This window comes from Bordetella flabilis (genome assembly GCF_001676725.1).
Classification (GTDB): Bacteria; Pseudomonadota; Gammaproteobacteria; order Burkholderiales; family Burkholderiaceae_B; genus Bordetella_C; species Bordetella_C flabilis.
Window position 1 is genome coordinate 2943517 of sequence record NZ_CP016172.1, and the last position, 18893, is coordinate 2962409.

Consider the following 18893-nt stretch of genomic DNA (forward strand, 5'->3'; position numbering starts at 1 on the left):
ACGAATTGCTTGAGGAGGCCCGGGACGTCGGGCCCGCTCGCCGCCCGGATACGATTTACTGGGCTGTCACCGGTGGAATGAAATCCGCCCTTGTGACCGCCGGAGGTGCCCACTGCCCATTCAGTGCGCTGGCTGCCGGTGCATATAGACGCATCGTCAGGTTGAATGGCCCGATGGGTGCAGGAAGCCAATTTGCCTCTTTGTCTTTCCCGGGGCTTTGGTTCTGGAAATACAGTTCAAGCGAACCATCCGCGTTGTACTTGAACGCCATCCAGCTACTTAGCGCGAAGCGGTCCAGGCTGTTCCCCACCTGGAAACCGTCGGCATCGTATAGCGTGACCGACCAGAAGGCATCGGCGGGAGGCATGTTTCCTTTTTCGAAGCGCATGACATACTTGCTGGAGCCGTCAAGCGGCTTGCCGTCGCTGTCGGCCAGGTTCAGGGGATAGATCGCGTCTTCGACGAGATTTGCGCCCAGCCCCTGCTGCGCAAGGATCGCGCGCTTCAAATAATAGTTGCCATAGACTCCGACCGTATCGGTATTCATGGCCCAGCCGTTCACGACACGGGCGAGCGTCTTGAGTTTCCATAGCATCAGTTGCTGGCCCGCTTCAGGCGCCGCCGCGAGCGCCTTCTGCACCGCCGGATCGAGCGTGCTCACGTCCAGGCTTTTACCCGGCTCGATGCCAAGGCGCTTCATCCGGGCAATGATGGGTTGATCCGTCAGATGCGGCGGGTGCACCTTGAGCAGCTCAGCCGCATACGCGAAATACCGGTCCGCCGGCATGGTGTCGACCTGGGTCTTCGGCGGCGTCTTCATATCGATCGTTGGATCGACCCTCGCGGTCACGGGCTGGGGAGCCTTGCCCCACTGTGAGAGCGGCGTGAACTTATAGCCCGCCTGGATGTTGTGGACCGCGCCGTAGTCCGCAGGTCCATCGGTCTTCGTGCGGCCGATGACCATGACATAAGGCGTCGGAGCGTCGATTCTCACCGTTCCCTCGGGAAGATCGAACTCGTCGAACTTATCGCGGAGATCCGGCCTCCATTCCGGGAGCGCGACAAGGAAATGTCCTGCCTGGGTGCCCGTAGTGCGCCAGCCGGGCGAGGCGAAAACGTCCGTCCACATGTCCAGCATGGGGAAGAGATAGTAGCGTCCGCCTGTGTCCGGCACCGATACGACGACGGGCTCCTTGGTGATATCAAGAAACCCGTTGGAATACAGCGTGTCGAAATTCGGGCGCACGACGATCTTCATGTCGGCCGGCGGAAACGCCGGCCAATTGGAAATCGTGTTCATCGGCGCAAAGCCCGGCTTGGTGTTCGAAGCATCGACGTTCGTTATCTGTTTCCGGGTAACGTCCATCGTGATGAGCGGATAGAGATAGACGTAGGCGTCTACCGCAATCGCACGCGCCATATCCTCGCTGATCGCCTCGTCCGCGCGCGCGAAAATGGGCAGCGCCGATAGGGTTATCGTGAGAAGCGCTATCGGTCCCCACCTGCGTATCGGACTCCGGTTCTGATCCATGCGTGACGTTTGCATTGGGTCCTCCACTCGCTGAAGATGAACGCCGGTTCGCCGCTGCCTTCAAGCCGCCCGCGTCGCGGACCGCGTGCCCGCCGATTCAGTGATGGAAGCAAGCCTCGGATGGCCCCACGAGGATATGGCTGGGTCCCCATATGCACAATTGCACTTTGTATGTAGCAGCGGCTGCTTCCTATTGCGCTACGCACGATGAGGCCGGATCGCGCCGAAGGGGTGAGGCAAGCGAGGTGTCGTCGCCGTATTCCGCGGCGCGGATAGCGGGTCCCCGGCGCCAGCGGCCTTGATGGGCCCGCGCTCGCCGATCCGCACCGCACCGCACCGGTCACCTCACTCCGAGGGCCGTGTCGCCGTAAGCCCCGTCGGCGGACCGTCTATCGCCGTCCACCCGCCATCCACGGCCAGCGAAGTGCCGGTGATGTAGCTTGCGGCATCCGACGCCAGGAACGCTACCGCCGACCCGACTTCGCAGGCCTGGCCCCAGCGGTTGAAGACGGTGTGCGCCGCATAGGTGTCGTAGATCTCCCGGCGCTCTTTCAGGGGCGCCGTCAGGCGGGTTTCGATGACACCGGGCATGACGGCATTCACGCGTACGCCATAGGCGCCGGCTTCGGCGGCGAAACCCTTGATCATCTGCGCAATGCCGGCCTTGGTGGCGGCATAGACGCCCAGGCCAGGTTCCACCGTAACGGCCCGCATGGAGGAACACAGGATCAAGCTGCCCCTGCCCTGCTTCATCATGGGCGCACCGAAGGCCCGCAGGAAGCGGAAGGCGCCTTTAAGATTCAGGTTCATGACCTGGTCGAACTCGTCCTCGGTGTAGTCGACGATGAGTTTGCGAATGTTCAAGGCGGGCGTGGTGGCCGCAATGTCGACGCGGCCGTGCGCCTTCAGGGTGCGCGCCGCCAGATCGGCGATCTGTTCGCCGCTGGCGCCGTCGATGATGTGCCATTCCGCGGAACCGGCTTGGGCGATCTGCGCCGCGGTAGCCTGCACGGCCTGCTCGTCACGATCGGCGCACACCACGTGGGCGCCCAAGGCTCCCAGTGCGTGAGCCGACGCCTGGCCTATGCCGGACCCCGCGCCAAGTACGACGGCAATTTTGCCGCTCAGGTCGAACAGTTGGCGGTAGTTATGCATGGTCGATCTTCCAGTGCTTGAAGATTGAAGGACGGTACGCCCGGGAGGCGCGTCCGCCGGGGCGTGGGCACGCTCGGGGCAGCGCGTGCGGCGATGTGCGGCGATGTGCGGCAAGTGCCTTCACGAGCCGGATACTCGCTCGCCGTCATGGCTTGGGCTTGAAGAACGGCACCGCAGTCATGAGTTGGTTGCGCTGCGACAGCAGGTAGCCCGCATCGCTGCTGCGGGCCAGGTACTGCGCCCACGCGGGATCGGCTTGCAGGGCCGCGCGCTTGCGCGCGCGGTCGGCGGCGTCGTCGAAGACCCAGATGTGGACATAGCTGTTGACGTCGCCGCTTTCGGTTTGCATGTAGGCCAATGGCTCACCCAGGTGACGGCGTTGTACGTCGTACCCGTGTTCGGCGTAAAGCGCCAGATGTTTCTTGATCTTGCCGGCGTGGCAGGTATAGGTCCTGACATCGTAGAGCATGCAGCTCTCCTATCTGGGGGTTGAAGAAAGATTCATTCGCGCGGAAGACGGCACGCAACGGCTGGCACACGGCACCGTCGCGCGTGCCAGCCAGCACGATGGCTGGCTCACCGCACCAGGGTTTCGGGGGCGCCGTGCGGCTCGCGGACGCACATCGAACGCAATACCGACCAGACATCTCGCGTCGCATACAGGGTCATCAGCAGGCCGGCGATGGGCAGGCAGGCATAAGCCCAGGACTGCGGCAGCTCCAGCACGGGCGTGGTCGCCGAGGTAAGCGAGACGAAGCGGTAGCCGTATACCAGCAGCACGACGGCGAACAGCAGGCCCGCCAGGGCAACGAGCAGTTGGTGCAGCTTCTCCAGTCGCCTGCCTGCCAGGCAGTCGGACACCAGCGTGATAATGAAATGGTCCCGCTCGCGCCATAGCGCGCTGGCGCCTATGAAGACCATCCATGCGAAGGCCGTGGTGACGACCTCGTCGAACCAGTTCATGCCGAACATGCCCACCGCGCGGTTGACGATGTTCAGGGCAAGCAGCACGGTCAGGCCCACCATGCAGGCCATGGTGAAGATCCGAAGCAGCGCGCCCAGCGCCCTGTCCAGTCGGCAAAGCAAAGTGTCCGTCATAGGAGGCTCCCGGGAAGCCAGAGCGATACCGCAGGCCAATAGGCGACCAGCAACGTGATCGCCGCGATCGCGATCAACAGCGGCCATAGTTCACGGACTATTTCACCCACCTTGACGCCAGATACGCTGCTGACTGCGAACAGCAGGATGCCGACGGGCGGCGTGAGCAGTCCGATCATGGAGCACATGACCATCAACATTCCGAACTGCACGGGGTCCATGCCAATCTGAGTGACAACCGGCATGAAGATCGGGACGGTGATGATGATGACTGCCACCCCTTCCAGGAACAGGCCCACGACGATCAGGACGAGAATGATCAGCGCGATGACCTGCCAGGGCACCGTCGACACCGACATGATGGCCTGGATCATGGCGTCGGGGATGCGCTTGTGGACCAGGAACCAGGTCAGGAAGCCAGCCGACGCAATGATGAACAACACGCGTATCGTGTGCTGCAGCGTCGTCCACAGTATTCCGGGCAAGTCGGACAGCCGTACTTCCTTGTAGACGAACATGCCCAGCGCCAGGCAATACAACACCGCGACGACGCCGCCCTCGGTAGGCGTGAACAAGCCGCTGACCAGGCCGCCGATGATGATGACCGGCGCCAGCATGGGAAGCAGCGCTCCCGCGAACGACTCGCGCAATTCCCGCAGGCTGGCACGGCGTTCCACGGGATAGCGCCGGCGCCGCGAAATCACCCAGATGGCGGCCATCAGCGCACCGGTGAGGAGCAACCCGGGCACGATGCCGGCGATGAAAAGCTGCACTACCGACACACCGGTCAGTCCACCGAAGATCACCATGGGGACGCTGGGTGGAAAGACCGGCCCGATGGTGGCCGAAGCCGCCGTCACCGCCGCGGAGAACCTGGGTTCGAACCCGGCGTCGTTCATGGCCTTGATTTCGACCTGGCCCATGCCCGCGGCATCCGCGACGGCGGTACCGGACATGCCGGAGAAAATCAGGCTGCCCACGACGTTGACCTGGGCCAGTCCTCCCGTGAAATGACCGACCAGGGCATGCGCGAAACGGAAAATCCGGTCGGTGATGCCGCCGGTATTCATCAGCGAGCCCGCCAGGATGAAGAAGGGAATGGCAAGCAGCGTAAAGCCCGACGAGGCCGAGAACATGCGCTGGGCCATCATGGTCAGGGCCTGCGTTTCGCCGGCTATCAGATAGCCGAGGATGGCCGTTATGCCGAGTGCCACGGCGATGGGCACGCCGAACAGGATAAGGGCGACCAACCCTCCCACGACTAGAACCGCTTGCATAGCAATTTCTCCGTATTGCCGCGCGGCGGCCGGCGCCCAAGCGCCGACCGCCCCCGCGGTTATTTCGGCAGCATGTCCAGGAAGGTCTTCATGTTTTCCTTGCCGGCGTACTGCGCCACCCGGTCATAGGCAGGCTGCATGAGCGCACGGAATTGCGCGATGTCGGGGCGAGTCACCTTCACGCCGGCCGCCTCCATCTTGCCGACTTCCTCGGCCTCTTGCGCGGCTACGAGCTTGCGCATCAACAGGCCGGCCGAGCGGCTTTCCTCGCGCACGATGGCCTGCTGCCTTGGTGTCAGCTTCTTCCAACTGGCCAGGCTGATCACGTGCGTCATGCTGTTATATACGTGCTGTGTCAGCGCCAGGTTCTTCTGCACCTCATAGATCTTGAAGTGATACATGACTCCAATGGGATTCTCCTGACCATCGACGACGCCCTGGTTCAGGGCCGCGATCAGCTCGGGAAAGGCGATTTGCGCCGTCGTGGCGCCGGCTGCTTCGAGCGCCGCGATGATCTGCAGTTCCGGCGGCGTGCGCAGCTTCAGCCCCTTCATATCCGCGGGGGTATTGATCGGACGCTTGGAATTGGTCACATTGCGAAAGCCGTATTCCCACGTGGAAAGCAGCACCAGCCCCTTCTTTTCCAGGCGAGGCGCGACCCAATCGTAAAAAGGGCCGTCCAATACCTGGTGCGCTTCGTCGTAGCTGGAAAACGCGTAAGGGGTCATGACCGTCGCGAAGGCCTTCTCGTATTTGTCCAGGGCCCCCTGGGTCGGCAGGTTCATGTCGATCACGCCCAGCACGGTCTGCTCGAGCTGGTCCGGAGGCGAGCCCAGCTGGTTGGCGGGATACAGCTCGATCAGCACTTCACCGCCGGTGCGGGCCTCGACGTTCTTCTTGAACTGCAGCCCTGCCGTCTGGGCGGGGTGCGACTCCGCGGCGAAATGGGCCAATTTCAGTGTGGTGGCCGCCTGGACTCCCGTAAGGCCCCCCAAGGCAAGTGCGGCCAGCAGCGCCAGGCGCGCCAGCGGACGGTACGTTATCGGATTCATGGTTGTCTCCTTCCTCTTGTGGTGAATTGCCGTTCGGCATGGCCTGCGGCGTATCGCTCCTACGCCACGGATCGCATGGCCCGTTGGCGCAGTTCGGATAAGGTGCTGCGCGGCGTCAATATCTCCGGGTCGATTTGCAGCTCGATGAGCGCCGCGCCGGGGGCAGCCAGCGCCCGCTGCAATGCCGGCGCGAAATCCGCGCTACGGCAGACCCGTTCGGCCTGCAGCCCGAAGGACTCCGCATACATTACGAAATCGGGATTGCAGAGGTCGGTACCGATGGGCCGGCCCGGATAATTGCTTTCCTGGTGCATGCGGATGGTGCCGTACATGCCGTTGTTGAACACGATGAAAACAATGGCCAGGCCATGACGCCGCACGGTCGCCAGTTCCTGCGAAGTCATGAGGAAGCAGCCATCGCCCGCCAGGCAGACGACCTGGCGCTCCGGATGGCGCAGCTTTGCGGCGATGGCGGCCGGGACGCCGTAGCCCATGGCGCCGCTGGTAGGCGCAAGCTGGCAATGCGCATGCGAGAACTGGAAGTAGCGATGCGCCCAGGCGCTGTAGTTGCCGGCGCCGTTGGTCAGGATGGCATCCCGAGCCAGCGTTTCGCGCAAGGTGACGATTACGTCGGCCGGATCCAGGAGCGCCTTGCGAGGCGCTGGCGTCACATAGCGTTCGTAGTCGCCGCGCAGCGTTTGGCGCCACGCCTGTCGTGGCGCATGGTCCGCCGGGGCCAGCGCCGCCGCCGCAAGGGCGAAGGCATTCATGTGGCTCAGGGCCTGGACTTCGGCCTGGTACACCCGGCCCAGCTCTTCCGGTGACGCCAGCACGTGCACCAGGCGCTGGCGCGGCACGGGGACGTCCAGCAAGGTATAGCCGCTGGTGACGATTTCACCCAGGCGCGTGCCAACGGCGAGCAACAGGTCTGCCTGCCCGATGGCCTTGGCAAGCGTCGGATTGACGCCTATGCCGACCTCGCCGACGTAGTTGGGATGCCGGTTGTCAAAGAGATCCTGGCGGCGAAACGCGCAGGCCACGGGCAAGCCGTTCTGCTCGGCAAAGCGCGTGATGGCCTCTCGACCCTCGCGCCGCCAGCCCGTGCCGCCCAATAACATCAAGGGCCGCTGCGCGTTGGCCAGGCATGCCTGCAGACGGTGCATCGCCTCGGGCGCGGGATGGGCCTCGGCGACCTCGACTACGCGGGTCTGGATGGCGAAAGCCGATTCCGTGAGCATGTCCTCGGGCAGCGCCAGCACCACCGGTCCCGGGCGGCCTGACTGCGCCACCGCGAAGGCGCGCGCCATCAGTTCAGGCACGCGTGCCGCCTCGTCTATCTGGGCGACCCATTTCACGAAGGGGCCGAACATGCGCCTGTAGTCGATTTCCTGGAAGGCCTCGCGTTCCATCATGTCGCGGCCGACCTGTCCCACCAGCAGGATCATGGGCGTGGAATCCTGAAAGGCCGTATGCACGCCGATGCTGGCATTGGTGGCGCCGGGCCCGCGCGTCACCATGCAAACCCCTGGCCTTCCCGTGAGCTTGCCATGGGCCTCGGCCATAAAGGCCGCGGCGCCTTCGTGGCGGCAGGCCACTACGCGTATGGCGCTTTGCTGCGCATAAAGGGCGTCGAGCACATCGAGATAGCTTTCGCCGGGTACGCAGAATACGGTGTCCGTACCCTGCGCCAGCAACGCGTCGACTATCAATTGTCCGCCCGTGCGGAGATTGGAATGATCGTTCATTTGGCGAACGCCGTATTTGTTGTGGACCCGGGGCGCCAGGACATGTCGTGCGGGCCATCGCCGGGGAGCCGGCAAGGCACGCCTTGCGTCACGCCAGAAGCGCGCACGTGGCTCGGTCGAAGCTCAATCGACCGATGCGCCGGAGGCTTGAACCAGTGCGCGCCAGCGCTCGACTTCCTGGACAACGTATTGCTGGAACTCGACATGGCCGCTGCCTACGGGATGGGCGCCGAGCTCCTTGAGCTTGGCTTGCACCGCCGGAGCGGCCACGCTGTCGGCAATCGCCCGGGAGAGGATTTCCACGCGTTCCGGCGGCGTACCGGTGCGTACAAATAGCCCGAACCATGAGCGCGCCGTCAACTCGGCGAACGGCGTTTCCGAAAAGGCGGGCACGTCCGGCAAAGCGGGATGCCGTTGCTGGCCGGTGACGGCGATGGGCTTGAGACGACCGGCCTGGACCTGCGACAGCACTTCCGGAAGGTTGGCGAACATGAACTGGACCTGGCCGCCGATCAAATCGTTCAGCGCCAGCGCCCCGCCCTTGTAAGGGACGTGGGTCGCACGGCCGCCGGACAGCGATACGAACTGGGCGCCAGCCAGGTGCGCGGCCGTGCCAGTACCGCCCGACGCATAGGCCAGGCGCCCGCCGTTGTCGCGTATGTATGCCGACATCTCGGCCGCCGTGCTGGCCGGAACCTGCGGATTGATGACGAGCAGCAGGGGCACGGAGGCCAGATTGGACAGCCCCGTGAGGTCCTGGGTCAGGCTGTAATCCAGGTGCCGATACAAGGTGGCATTGATGGCATGGCTGGATGTCGCCATGAGCAGTGTGTAGCCGTCCGGCTCGGCGCGCGCGGCGGCGCTGGCGCCGATGTTGCCATTGGCCCCGGCGCGATTCTCGACGATGACCGGCTGTCCCAGCTTGCCGGCCATCTCCTGGGCGACGGTACGGGCAATGATGTCGGTTGCACCGCCGGGCGCGAAAGGCACGATGATGCGCACGGGCCTGTCGGGGAAGGCCGCGGCGGCAGCCGTGCCGCACATCGCCATGGTGCTGGCGAGAGCCATTACCAGCGGCATGCACAGGGATAGCGCGCGGGACCGCGAACGGGGGGACAGCAGGCGTGCAAGGATGATCTTCATCCCGGTCTCCGGTATCCGGCCGCTTCTTGGCGACCGTGTTATCAGTATTCGCGGATGGCGGCTGACGCGGGTCTTGCCGCCATCCCCTGAAACCACACTGTATGTGGAGTGCGCCGGCAACCGTTAGGACAGATCGGTGCTTGAATTGGATTTTTTCGCGGCTAGCGTCCGTTGCCTCCCCGCTGTTTGCCGCACCCTCTGTGCCGCACCAGTGCCGCGGCCCGGCGCGCCTCTTCGCCGGCACCCGGCGCCCGCTCCCTTGGCTGCCGAACGCGGCGGCCCCTTGCAGGGCTACCCCGCCACGCGCTTCAGTCCAGCAGATTCAGGCAGTTCCTGCGGAACTCGCCGGGAGTCAGCGCCGTATGCTTTTTGAAGAAACGGGTGAAATAGGCGGGGTCTTCGAAATTGAGCTGGAACGCGATCTCGGCCACCCCCGACTGGGTGTTGCTAAGCAGCCGCTTGGCTTCCAGCACCACGCGGTCCTGGATGAGCTGGCCGGCCGTGCGCCCCATGGTCCGCTTTACCGCTTCATTGAGTTGCCGCTCGCTTACATGCAATGCATCCGCATAGTCGCGGATACTGCCGAAAGACAGGTAGCGCTCTTCCACCAGGAGGGTGAAGCGCTTCACCAGGGAGTAACTCGGACCCGCAGCCAGGGTACGTTCGTCCACCGGGTAGAGTCGGCGCAGTTGCGTCAGCAGGATCAGCAGATAGGACCGCACAACGTCGTAGCGCCCTAGCCTGCGCTCCTGCATTTCCTTTTCCATCGCCCGCAACAGCGGCAGCATGCCGTCGTGCTGCCCGGTGCTCAGATATAGAACGGGATTGCCCCGCGTAGGATGGAAAAAGGGGAACTTCGCAATATCATCGGCACGGGGGAACATGTGCGTGAAGAACGCCGTGCTGATGTTCATGACATAGCCCTGGGGCGCGACCGATGAACTCCAGGCATGCAGCTGGCCCGGCGTCAAAAAGAATACGGAGCGGTCACGCACATCCAGGTTCTGGAAGTCCAGCATATGCGTGCCTTGCGCACGCGTCATCCACAGGATGTGATAGTAGGCATGCCGGTGCGGAAACGCACGCGGGATTTCCGGCCGATTCTGCAATCTGACCAGGTCGAAGTAAAACGACCCCTCGCCCGCAAAGTCCGTGGATTCGAACGTTGGAAAATCAGCCGGGGCGGAGCTGTGGTCGTTCTCGGCAACGAGCGCCGTAGTCATGTCGGGATAGGCTCGGTTCATGGTGGGTGGGATGCCGGGCAAAAACTTTACCATTGTGGACCGTACCCGATGCGCCGCGGGCCTCGGTCAATGGGAAGCGGCCGCAGGGGTGCGCGAGGGACCCGCGGCGGATGCTGCCAACAGCGCCGCCGGTACTGTTCCGAAATTCCGTCCGCTCATTCCCATCTGCCGGCGTTTATCTGCCCGCGCGGCTCGCTTATCGTGGTGATCCGGACGAGACGCGGCGTCCTGCCGCTTTGCTACCGCGTCCCCCTTCATCCTTTAATAGGAAACCGATCATGAGCAAGCTCGCAGGAAAGGTCGCGGTCGTAACGGGCGCGTCCAAGGGCATAGGCGCGGCCATCGCGAAGGCGTTGGCGGCCGATGGCGCCTCCGTCGTTGTCAATTACGCGTCCAGCAAGGCTGGCGCGCAAGCCGTCGTGCAGGAGATCGCCGACGCCAAGGGCAGGGCCATCGCGGTGGGCGGCGACGTCTCCAAGGCCGCCGACGCCCGGGCCATTGTCGATGCCGCCCTCGCGGAATTCGGCCGGCTGGATATTCTCGTTAACAATTCCGGCGTCTACGAGTTCGCCCCCCTCGGTGAAATAACCGAAGAGCACTACCGCAAGCAGTTCGACATCAATGTGCTGGGCGTGCTGCTCATGACCCAGGCGGCGTCCCCTCATCTTGGCGAAGGCGCCAGCGTGATCAACATCGGCTCCGTAGTCACCCGCAGCCCATCGCCCGACACCGCCGTCTATAGCGGCACCAAGGGCGCGGTGGACGCCATCACGGCTGTGCTGGCGCGCGAGCTGGGCCCGCGCAAAATCCGCGTGAACGCGCTCTCTCCGGGCATGGTGCTCACCGAAGGAATACAGAGCGCCGGCATGTCGGGCTCGGACTTTGAATCCGCGGCAGTCGCCGAGACTCCGCTAGGCCGAATCGGGCAGCCCAGGGACATCGCCACGATCGCCGCCTTCCTGGCGTCGGACGATGCGGGATGGTTGACTGGCGAGATCCTCTACGCCAGCGGAGGCCGGCGCTGAGACATGGGCGGCGTGCGCCGACCTACCCTGGGCCAGCCCTACGCCGCCAGGTGATACAGGCAGTCCCCGCGCCGCGTCAGCGTGGGAAAGCGCCGGCAGGACACCACCCCGTCGGCGCTGAAATACAGCGGGTGCGCATCGCGCAACGGGTCTTCGTAACTGTGCAGGTATCCCGCCAGTTGTCCGGTCTTCACTTCCCGCCCCGCTTCGACATGCGGCTCGAACAGGCCGTCGCACGGCGCATAAATGCCGGCGCGCGGGCCCAGGGAGCGCAGCAGCCGTGTGGCCGGCGCGGCTTCGGCGTCGAGTCGCGGCGCGATACCGTAATGCCGCAGTACCCGTCGCACCCCCTGCTCCGCGGTGTGCAGGCCGGCGGGGTCCAGCGTGGCGCCCTTGCCCAGTTCGGTGGTCAGGGCGGGCAAGCCGCGCTGGGCGGCGGCCGCATACAGCGTGGTGGCGCCGCCGCCTCCCTGCCCTGAAGTCAGGATGCTGTGCGGTGCGCCGAACACGCGCAGCAGCGTATCGACCGCCTCGCGCTGCGCTTCGTCGCGGCCATGCTGGGCCAGGGCGCAATGCGCGTAATCGAGCGACCGTCCGCCCGAATGCAGATCGATTACCAGATCGCTCAGGCCGAACAGCACCGTGCTGATGTAGTGCGCCAGCATCGCGGTGGGGCCGCCGTTGGCGTCGCCCGGAAACAAGCGGTTCAGGTTGCCCTCATCCAGCGGCGAGGCACGGCGGCCCGCCCGGACCGCCGGAAAGTTCAGCGCGGGGATCAGGATGACGCGGCCCTGGATGTCCTCCGTCTGCAGGGCGCGCGCCAGCCGCAACAGCGCGATCTGGCCTTCGTATTCGTCGCCATGATTGCCCGCTGTCAACAAGGCCGTCGGCCCGTCGCCGTTGCGGATGCAGACGATGGGAATGGCCACGGTTCCGTACGCCGAGAAATCCGTGGAATGGGGAATGTAGAGTGCGTCGACCTGCTTGCCGTCGCGCTCGTAGTCCAGGCCGGTCCAGACGCGGCTGGTCATGGCGCCGCCTGCCGCAGGCGCGGCGGCCGGCGCGACATGGGCAGGCTGGACGGAATTCGTGGAATGCGTCATGCGGTTATCCCTTTCCGGCGCGCGCGCCGATCAAAGCAGCTGGCCCAGGAACTGCCGCGCGCGTTCATGGCGAGGCTGGGTGAAGAAGACGTCGGGCGTCGATTCCTCGACGATGCGACCCTGGTCCATGAAGATGATCCGGTCCGCCGCGCTGCGCGCGAAACCCATCTCGTGCGTGACGCACAACATGGTCATGCCTTCGCCCGCCAGATCCGCCATGACGTCCAGTACTTCCTTGATCATCTCGGGATCCAGGGCCGAGGTCGGTTCGTCGAACAGCATGACTTTGGGGTTCATGCACAGCGCGCGGGCGATGGCCACGCGTTGCTGCTGTCCGCCCGATAGTTGCCCGGGGTATTTATCCTGCTGCTCCGGGATGCGCACGCGCGCCAGGTAATGTCGCGCCATCTCCTCGGCCTCGCGCCGGCCCATGCCACGCGCCCGCGTCAACGCCAGCGTGCAGTTGCGCAACACCGTCATATGCGGGAACAGATTGAAGTGCTGGAACACCATGCCGATGTCGCGCCGCAGCTCGTGCAGCTTCGGCCCGTCTGCGCCCAGCGTATGCCCATTGACGACGATGCGGCCGGACTGGTGCGATTCCAGCTGGTTGATGCAGCGTATCAGCGTGGACTTGCCGGAGCCCGACGGCCCGCAGATCACGATGTTTTCACCCGCGCGCACGGTCAGTCGGATGTCGTGCAGCACCTGGAAATCGCCGTACCACTTGTTCAGGCCATCGATCTCGACGGCAAGCGCGCCGCCGCCGGCATGCGGCGCCTTGGCCCCCTGGTCCCGTTGTTTATGCATGGACGTCCTGGATCCTATCGTTTGGAGGAAGCCAGCAGCCTGACTTCCAATACGCGCACGAGCTGCCCGATGGCCACGGCCAGTATCAGGAAGATCACCCCCACGACCACCACGGGTTCGGCATAGCGGAAGGAGTTCGAGCCGACCTCCAGCGCCAGCCCCAGCATTTCCGGGACCGAAATAACCGCCAGGTAAGGGGTGGCCTTCAGCGCGGAAATAAAGTAGTTACCCATGGGCGCCGCGACGTTGCGCAGCATCTGCGGCGCGATGACGAACGCCATCACATCGAAGCGGGTCAGGCCAAGTGCCTTGCCGGCCTCGAACTGGCCCGTGTCGATGCTCTCGATGCCGCCCTTGAATACTTCCGCCAGATAGCCGCTGTAGTAGATCGACAGGCCGATGATGCCGGACGTCATCGCCGGCAGCGTCAGCCCGGTCACGGGCAGCACGAAGTAGATGAAATACAGCTGCACCAGCACCGGCGTGGAACGTATGACGTCGATCAGGAAGCGCATCGCGTAGCCCAGCACGCGATTGGATCGGCGCAGCATCTCCAGCACGAAGCCCAGCGCGGCCGCGCCGATGCTGGCGATGACCGCGGCCCATAGCGTGGCTCCCAGGCCGGAGAGGATGACGGGCGCCACCGACAGCGCGAAATCGGCATCAAATTTCACGGGCCCCCCTACTCGCGATACCTACCCGCTTCTCCAGCCAGCGGCCCAGCAGGGTCGCCGGATAGCACACCATCAGATACGCCACCAGGAGGGCCGTGTAGATACCGACGGGGTTATAGGTCAGCTCGGCGATCTCCTTGGCGCGGAACGTCATGTCCGTCAGCGTGATCAAGGACACCACGGCGGTGCCCTTTACCAACTGGATGAACTGGTTGACGAAGGTGGGCAGCATCGCCACCAGCGCCTGCGGCAACTCGATGGCCGCCAGTACGTCCACACGGCGCAGGCCGAGCGCCAGGCCGGCTTCGACCTGGCCGCGGTCCAGCGCCTGCAGCGCGGCCCGCACGGCCTGGCTGCCATATCCGCCGATATTCAAGCCCAGGGCCATGGCGCCGACCGTCATGCCCGACAGCGAAATACCGAAGCTGGGCAGCGTGTAGTACAACATGAACAGCAGAATCAGCACCGGCGAACTGCGCCAAAACTCGATCACCGCCGTGACGGCCGCGCGGGTCACGCCGCGCGTGAGGTACTGCAGCACGCCAAAGCACAATGCGAAGGGGACGGCCCACAGCATTCCGTACAACGTGACCAGCGCGGTCACGCGGAATCCCTGCAGAATGCCGGCCAGGATACCGGGAAAGTCCATTGCCTTAGTATTCGCCGGCGCAGACCCGCGCCGTGGTCACCGCCGAGGGCGGCGCGTCGTCGGGCGTGAAGCCATACCTGGCCATCAGTTTGTCGACCGTGCCGTCGGCCTTCAGCTTCGCGAGCTGTGCGTTGTACAGGTCGCGCAGATCGGCGTCTTCCTGGCGAAAACCGATCGCGGTGTACATCGCCGCCGGCACGCCATTGCGCACCAGGCCCTGGAAGGGACGCGCCCGTTCGACGCCCTGTACGTTAGGATCCTGCAGCAGCGACACCACGCTGGGCGCGGACAGCGTCACCGCATCCGCGCGTCCGGCGATGAGCGCCGACAGCTGCGACTGGGGACTATCCAGGAATACCATCTGGCTGGCCGGCACCCCGGCATCCTGCGCGTTCTTCGAGTTCAGCGTGCCGCGTCCGCCGGCCAAACGCACCTTGGGATTCGCCGCGATGTCCGCGTAGCTGTGCAGCTTCAGCGGATTTCCCTTGGCGACGATCAAGCCGTCGCCGACCGCCAGGTCCGGCTCGCTGAACAGTACGACCTTGCAACGCGGCGGCGTGATGGCCAGTCCGGACGCCACCATATCGAAGCGACGTGCCGTCAGGCCGGGGATCAGGGCGCCGAATTCCGTGATGATGAAATTGATGTTCTTGACGCCCAGTGGCGCAAACGCGGCGCGCACCAGGTCGGCGTGGAATCCCGTGGCCTGGCCGTCCGCATCGCGGAATCCCCACGGCGCGCGGTTGTGTATGCCTATCGTCACCGTTCCGCTTTGCAGGATCGTGTCCTTGGTGGACGCCGCGCCCGCCGCGGGCGCCGCCGCGACCGAGCATGCAAGCGCGCCAAGGGCGAACAGTCGGCCCAACCATGTCTTGCCCATCCGTTGCGTCATGATTTTTCCCTTGTGATGTTGTTGCTGGTGAAATAAAGCCGATGCCGCCGTGACCCGGTGGCTGTCAGCCGCCGCTATGCGGTCCCATGGCGAACCATTTCGCGCCGCAGCGCCTCGAAGAAGGTCTTGAGGTCGTGCGCCAGGTCGGCCTCGCCTTCGATGCCGATGCTGATGCGCAGCACCATGTCGTCGCCTTCCCAGGGCCGCACGGTGCGGTGCGCGCGCACCGGCATGGGAGCCACCAGGCTGCGGGTGCCGCCCCAGGATGCACCGATCACGAAAATGCGCAGTGCGTCCATGGCTGCCGCGACATGGGGCGCGGCCTGCGGCGTGAACACCACGCTGAAAACGCCGCTGGCCCCCTGGAAATCCCGCCGCCACAAGGCATGGCCCGGCGAATCCGGCAACGCCGGATAAAGGACCCGGGCCACTTCAGGCTGGCGGCGGATATCGTCGATGAGGGTTGTCGCCACGCGCGCGTTGTAGGCCAGCCGCAAGGCCATGGTTTCCACCCCGCGCAGCACCAGCGCCGCGTCGTCCGCGGACACGCCCAGGCCCTGCCGTCCAAGGAAAGCGCGCAGCGAATCGCCCAGCGCCAGGTCGCGCACGGTGATGGAACCCATCATCACATCCGAATGGCCGCAGAAATATTTGGTGAGTCCTTCGACTACGATGTCGGCGCCATGCGCCAGGGGCTTGAAGTTCAGCGGCGTCGCCCAGGTGTTGTCGCAGCCGACCAGTGCGCCGCGGGCATGTGCCAGGGTCGCGATGCGCGGCAGGTCCTGTACTTCCATGGTCGTGGAACCCGGGGACTCGACCCACACCAGCCGCACGCGATCGCCCATGCGCTCGACGAGGTCCGCCGTATCCAGGGGATCGTAATAGCTGACCTGTATACCCAGGCGCGCCAGATCCCGATCCGCGAAGTCCCGCACGGGCGGGTACACGGTGTCCGGCAGCATCAATTGGTCGCCCGTCTTCAGCAGCGCCAGCATGACGGTGGTGATCGCCCCCTGCCCCGATGGCGCCAGCAGGGTGCGCGCGCCCTGTTCCAGCACTGTGATCTTGCGCTCCAGGGTGCGGGTGGTCGGCGTGCCGTACAGGCCGTACGAATAACCTTCGCTGCCGCGTTCCCGGCGCGTCGCATACGCGTGGGCGTTCTCGAATGGAATGGTCGATGCCCGGTACACCGCCACCCCGAGGCTGGCGTAGCCCTCATGGCTCACGGCCGGTGTTATCGCGCATTGGGTCCAATCGCTGTTCATTTCGCTGCCTGTGCCTGGTTCGGATGGCGAAAATTACAGCATGCGTACTCTATCCAGTCTAATATTGAAAAAGGCCAAGTCTATTCTCCCAGGTTATACACTTCTGGCGGAAGATGGCCGCGTCCGCAGCCCCCCGAATACGGAACCGCATCCATGAACCTGCGTCAGGTCGAGGCCTTCCATGCCTTGATGACCAATCACACCGCCTCGCGCGCCGCCGAAGTGCTGCGCATTTCGCAACCCGCGGTCAGCAAGGCCATCCAGGAACTGGAACGCAAGGTCGGCTTCCCTCTGTTCGAACGCATCAAGAGCCGCCTGGTCCCCACGGCGGAAGCGCACCTGCTGCATCGCGAGGTCGAGCGGTGTTTCACCGGCATGGACCAGTTGCGCAATGCCGCGGCACGCATACGCGACTTCGGCGCGGGCGAGCTGAAGCTGGCGTCGCTCGCTTCGCTGGCCAACACCCTGGTTCCGCTGGCGCTGCGCGACTTCCATGGCCGCCATCCCAACGTCGCCATCAGCTTCCAGTCGCGCATGTCTTCCGAGGTGCGCGACCTGGTCGCCACAGGCCAGTTCGACCTGGGCCTGGCCGCCGACGAAATCGACTTGACGGGGGTGGACCACCGGGAATACGGCAAGTACCGGGCGCATTTGGCGCTGTATCCCGGGCACCCGCTGGAAAAGCGCGAACGCATTACGCCCCGGGACCTGCACGGGTTGCCTTTCATCGCGCTGGCGCCGCAGGACACCACCCGCCGCATGGCCGACCAGATCCTGCGCGAGCACGAGTGCGAGCCGCAGGTGATACTGGAGACACCGTTCTCCGCCACCGTGTGCGCCATGGTGCTCGCCGAACTGGGTTGCGGGCTGGTGAACCCGCTGACCGCCCACCCTTACCTCAAGCTGGGGCTGATCCTCAAGCCATTCGCGCCGACCGTCTATTTCCGCAGCCTGCTGCTTTATCCCACCGACCGCCGGCCTTCGCGCATCGTCCGGGATTGCATCGCCGCGCTGGATGCGGTCGCCAGCGGCAGGGCTTTGGGCTTCCGTGGGGTGGCGGTATCGGCGCGCCATTCCCGTTGATCCGCGCAACACCCTTCCTCGGTCTTGCGTAGTCACGGCCTCTGGCCCGGTTCTGGCGTATCAGCCCTGATGATACAAAGGACCCGCGGAAGATAGCGCACGCGCCACGGCCAGGTCCGCAGCCCGCTCCGCTTATTCGACCTGCGCGCCTGACGTCTTCACCACTTCCGCCCATTTCGCCAAGGCTGCATTCACCTGCGTGGCGAATTCCTGCGGCGTCGTGGCATATACCACCGCGCCCTGCGCCGCGAACTTCTCCCGTATCTCCGGGGTAGCCAGCAGCGCATTGATATCGCGGTTCATCAGGTCGATTCTGGCCGCATCGACACCGCCGGCCGCGAACAATCCGAACCACGGGTTCACGTCGAAAGACGGATAACCCTGCTCCGCGATCGTCGGAATGGCCGGCGCGCTGGCCGACCGCTTGGCGCTGGTCACCGCCAGCGGCAACAGCGTACCGGCGTCGATATAACCCTTGACCGAGGGGAAGCTGGTAAAGACCACGTCGATCTGCCCGCCCAGCAGATCCTGTATCGCTGGCGCGGCGCCCCGGTAAGGCACGTGGACCATCTTCACGCCGGCGGCGTCGTTGAACATCTCACCCAACAGATGGTTGACCGAGCCGTTGCCCGCCGAGCCGAAGGTCATGCGTCTTTCCTTCGCCGCCTGCACCAGGTCCTGCAGGGATTTCACGCCGGACTTGGGGCTGGTGACCACGACGAAGGGCAAGGTGGCCACGGTGGCGACAGGCGAGAAATCCGTTTTGACGTCGAACGGCAGACGGCGATAAATGGCGGGATTGATCGCATGCGAACCCTCATAGCTCATCAGCAGGGTATAGCCGTCCGTGCCCGACTTCGCGACGTATTCCATCCCGATGTTGCCGCCGGCGCCGGCGCGGTTCTCCACGACCACCGACTGCTTCCATTTTTGCCCAAGATATTGCGCGAGGATCCGCGCCAGGGTGTCGGAAGCGCCGCCAGGCGCTTGCGGCACCACCAGGTGCACGGGTTTGTCGGGAAAATTCTCGGCGGCGACCGCAGTCGACAAAGCACAGGCAGCGGCGAGCATCGTGCCCGCCAGGCAGGGAAAGATTCGCATCATGTCTCCGGATAATTATCTTTGATTTATCTTTAATTTATCGTTG

18 protein-coding genes are annotated in these 18893 nt (G+C 64.6%); 2 read left to right on the plus strand and 16 right to left on the minus strand.

Annotated elements, in window-relative coordinates; genetic code table 11:
• Window positions 1-55: 55 nt before the first annotated feature.
• From BAU07_RS12825 to BAU07_RS12865, 9 genes are all read right to left on the minus strand, one after another.
• Window positions 56-1546: a DUF1254 domain-containing protein gene (locus BAU07_RS12825; protein WP_084025685.1), complete on the minus strand. Its 1491-nt coding sequence runs from the start codon at window positions 1544-1546 to the stop codon at window positions 56-58.
• Between the two features lie 330 nt (window positions 1547-1876).
• On the minus strand, window positions 1877-2686 hold the full coding sequence (locus BAU07_RS12830) for an SDR family NAD(P)-dependent oxidoreductase (RefSeq protein ID WP_066658211.1): 810 nt from the start codon (window positions 2684-2686) through the stop codon (window positions 1877-1879).
• 145 nt (window positions 2687-2831) lie between these two features.
• On the minus strand, window positions 2832-3155 hold the full coding sequence (locus BAU07_RS12835) for an NIPSNAP family protein (protein WP_066658214.1): 324 nt from the start codon (window positions 3153-3155) through the stop codon (window positions 2832-2834).
• Window positions 3156-3262: 107 nt separating this feature from the next.
• On the minus strand, window positions 3263-3784 hold the full coding sequence (locus tag BAU07_RS12840; RefSeq protein ID WP_066658217.1) for a TRAP transporter small permease: 522 nt from the start codon (window positions 3782-3784) through the stop codon (window positions 3263-3265).
• Window positions 3781-5061: a TRAP transporter large permease gene (locus tag BAU07_RS12845; RefSeq protein ID WP_066658220.1), complete on the minus strand. Its 1281-nt coding sequence runs from the start codon at window positions 5059-5061 to the stop codon at window positions 3781-3783. The genes BAU07_RS12840 and BAU07_RS12845 overlap by 4 nt, the downstream gene beginning before the upstream one ends.
• Window positions 5062-5120: 59 nt before the next feature.
• Window positions 5121-6113: a TRAP transporter substrate-binding protein gene (locus BAU07_RS12850; protein ID WP_066658223.1), complete on the minus strand. Its 993-nt coding sequence runs from the start codon at window positions 6111-6113 to the stop codon at window positions 5121-5123.
• 59 nt (window positions 6114-6172) lie between these two features.
• Window positions 6173-7858 carry a thiamine pyrophosphate-binding protein gene (locus BAU07_RS12855; protein WP_066658226.1) on the minus strand — a complete coding sequence of 562 codons (1686 nt, stop codon included), beginning with the start codon at window positions 7856-7858 and terminating at the stop codon, window positions 6173-6175.
• 123 nt (window positions 7859-7981) lie between these two features.
• The gene (locus BAU07_RS12860; protein WP_084025689.1) at window positions 7982-9001 is read right to left on the minus strand and encodes a Bug family tripartite tricarboxylate transporter substrate binding protein; all 1020 of its coding nucleotides are present in this window, start codon (window positions 8999-9001) and stop codon (window positions 7982-7984) included.
• Between the two features lie 308 nt (window positions 9002-9309).
• Complete coding sequence (locus tag BAU07_RS12865) at window positions 9310-10245, minus strand: helix-turn-helix domain-containing protein (RefSeq protein ID WP_269465832.1); 936 nt, start codon at window positions 10243-10245, stop codon at window positions 9310-9312.
• 278 nt (window positions 10246-10523) lie between these two features.
• Here BAU07_RS12865 and BAU07_RS12870 point away from each other — a divergent pair, with 278 nt between their 5' ends.
• Window positions 10524-11270, plus strand: a complete 747-nt coding sequence (locus BAU07_RS12870; protein ID WP_066658228.1) for a glucose 1-dehydrogenase — start codon at window positions 10524-10526, stop codon at window positions 11268-11270.
• A gap of 38 nt (window positions 11271-11308) precedes the next feature.
• Here the strand turns inward: BAU07_RS12870 and BAU07_RS12875 are convergent, their stop codons facing one another.
• From BAU07_RS12875 to BAU07_RS12900, 6 genes are all read right to left on the minus strand, one after another.
• A complete protein-coding gene (locus tag BAU07_RS12875; RefSeq protein WP_232338118.1) occupies window positions 11309-12373 on the minus strand; it encodes a succinylglutamate desuccinylase/aspartoacylase family protein in 1065 nt (354 codons plus the stop codon).
• A 30-nt stretch (window positions 12374-12403) separates the two neighbouring features.
• Window positions 12404-13183, minus strand: coding sequence for an amino acid ABC transporter ATP-binding protein (locus BAU07_RS12880; RefSeq protein ID WP_066658230.1), 780 nt, complete (start codon window positions 13181-13183; stop codon window positions 12404-12406).
• Window positions 13184-13197: 14 nt separating this feature from the next.
• The gene (locus BAU07_RS12885) at window positions 13198-13857 is read right to left on the minus strand and encodes an amino acid ABC transporter permease (protein ID WP_066658232.1); all 660 of its coding nucleotides are present in this window, start codon (window positions 13855-13857) and stop codon (window positions 13198-13200) included.
• Window positions 13847-14506, minus strand: coding sequence for an amino acid ABC transporter permease (locus BAU07_RS12890; RefSeq protein WP_066658235.1), 660 nt, complete (start codon window positions 14504-14506; stop codon window positions 13847-13849). The genes BAU07_RS12885 and BAU07_RS12890 overlap by 11 nt, the downstream gene beginning before the upstream one ends.
• 4 nt (window positions 14507-14510) lie before the next feature.
• Window positions 14511-15398: an ectoine/hydroxyectoine ABC transporter substrate-binding protein EhuB gene (gene ehuB, locus BAU07_RS12895; RefSeq protein ID WP_066658238.1), complete on the minus strand. Its 888-nt coding sequence runs from the start codon at window positions 15396-15398 to the stop codon at window positions 14511-14513.
• A 74-nt stretch (window positions 15399-15472) separates the two neighbouring features.
• Window positions 15473-16663, minus strand: a complete 1191-nt coding sequence (locus BAU07_RS12900) for a trans-sulfuration enzyme family protein (protein ID WP_066658241.1) — start codon at window positions 16661-16663, stop codon at window positions 15473-15475.
• Between the two features lie 153 nt (window positions 16664-16816).
• Between BAU07_RS12900 and BAU07_RS12905 the strand changes: the two genes are divergently transcribed.
• Window positions 16817-17746: a LysR substrate-binding domain-containing protein gene (locus tag BAU07_RS12905; protein ID WP_066658244.1), complete on the plus strand. Its 930-nt coding sequence runs from the start codon at window positions 16817-16819 to the stop codon at window positions 17744-17746.
• 132 nt (window positions 17747-17878) lie between these two features.
• Here BAU07_RS12905 and BAU07_RS12910 read toward each other — a convergent pair whose 3' ends face one another.
• On the minus strand, window positions 17879-18850 hold the full coding sequence (locus tag BAU07_RS12910; protein WP_066658254.1) for a Bug family tripartite tricarboxylate transporter substrate binding protein: 972 nt from the start codon (window positions 18848-18850) through the stop codon (window positions 17879-17881).
• Window positions 18851-18893: the final 43 nt, after the last annotated feature.

Bases quoted from the DNA above. Each gene is read 5' to 3' on its own strand.
- BAU07_RS12825 (WP_084025685.1), bottom strand. From the start codon at position 1,546: ATGCAAACGTCACGCATGGATCAGAACCGGAGTCCGATACGCAGGTGG.
- BAU07_RS12900 (WP_066658241.1), bottom strand. From the start codon at position 16,663: ATGAACAGCGATTGGACCCAATGCGCGATAACACCGGCCGTGAGCCAT.
- BAU07_RS12860 (WP_084025689.1), bottom strand. From the start codon at position 9,001: ATGAAGATCATCCTTGCACGCCTGCTGTCCCCCCGTTCGCGGTCCCGC.
- BAU07_RS12890 (WP_066658235.1), bottom strand. From the start codon at position 14,506: ATGGACTTTCCCGGTATCCTGGCCGGCATTCTGCAGGGATTCCGCGTG.
- BAU07_RS12905 (WP_066658244.1), top strand. From the start codon at position 16,817: ATGAACCTGCGTCAGGTCGAGGCCTTCCATGCCTTGATGACCAATCAC.
- BAU07_RS12875 (WP_232338118.1), bottom strand. From the start codon at position 12,373: ATGACGCATTCCACGAATTCCGTCCAGCCTGCCCATGTCGCGCCGGCC.
- BAU07_RS12840 (WP_066658217.1), bottom strand. From the start codon at position 3,784: ATGACGGACACTTTGCTTTGCCGACTGGACAGGGCGCTGGGCGCGCTG.
- BAU07_RS12830 (WP_066658211.1), bottom strand. From the start codon at position 2,686: ATGCATAACTACCGCCAACTGTTCGACCTGAGCGGCAAAATTGCCGTC.
- BAU07_RS12850 (WP_066658223.1), bottom strand. From the start codon at position 6,113: ATGAATCCGATAACGTACCGTCCGCTGGCGCGCCTGGCGCTGCTGGCC.
- BAU07_RS12880 (WP_066658230.1), bottom strand. From the start codon at position 13,183: ATGCATAAACAACGGGACCAGGGGGCCAAGGCGCCGCATGCCGGCGGC.
- BAU07_RS12855 (WP_066658226.1), bottom strand. From the start codon at position 7,858: ATGAACGATCATTCCAATCTCCGCACGGGCGGACAATTGATAGTCGAC.
- ehuB (WP_066658238.1), bottom strand. From the start codon at position 15,398: ATGACGCAACGGATGGGCAAGACATGGTTGGGCCGACTGTTCGCCCTT.
- BAU07_RS12870 (WP_066658228.1), top strand. From the start codon at position 10,524: ATGAGCAAGCTCGCAGGAAAGGTCGCGGTCGTAACGGGCGCGTCCAAG.
- BAU07_RS12845 (WP_066658220.1), bottom strand. From the start codon at position 5,061: ATGCAAGCGGTTCTAGTCGTGGGAGGGTTGGTCGCCCTTATCCTGTTC.
- BAU07_RS12910 (WP_066658254.1), bottom strand. From the start codon at position 18,850: ATGATGCGAATCTTTCCCTGCCTGGCGGGCACGATGCTCGCCGCTGCC.
- BAU07_RS12865 (WP_269465832.1), bottom strand. From the start codon at position 10,245: ATGAACCGAGCCTATCCCGACATGACTACGGCGCTCGTTGCCGAGAAC.
- BAU07_RS12835 (WP_066658214.1), bottom strand. From the start codon at position 3,155: ATGCTCTACGATGTCAGGACCTATACCTGCCACGCCGGCAAGATCAAG.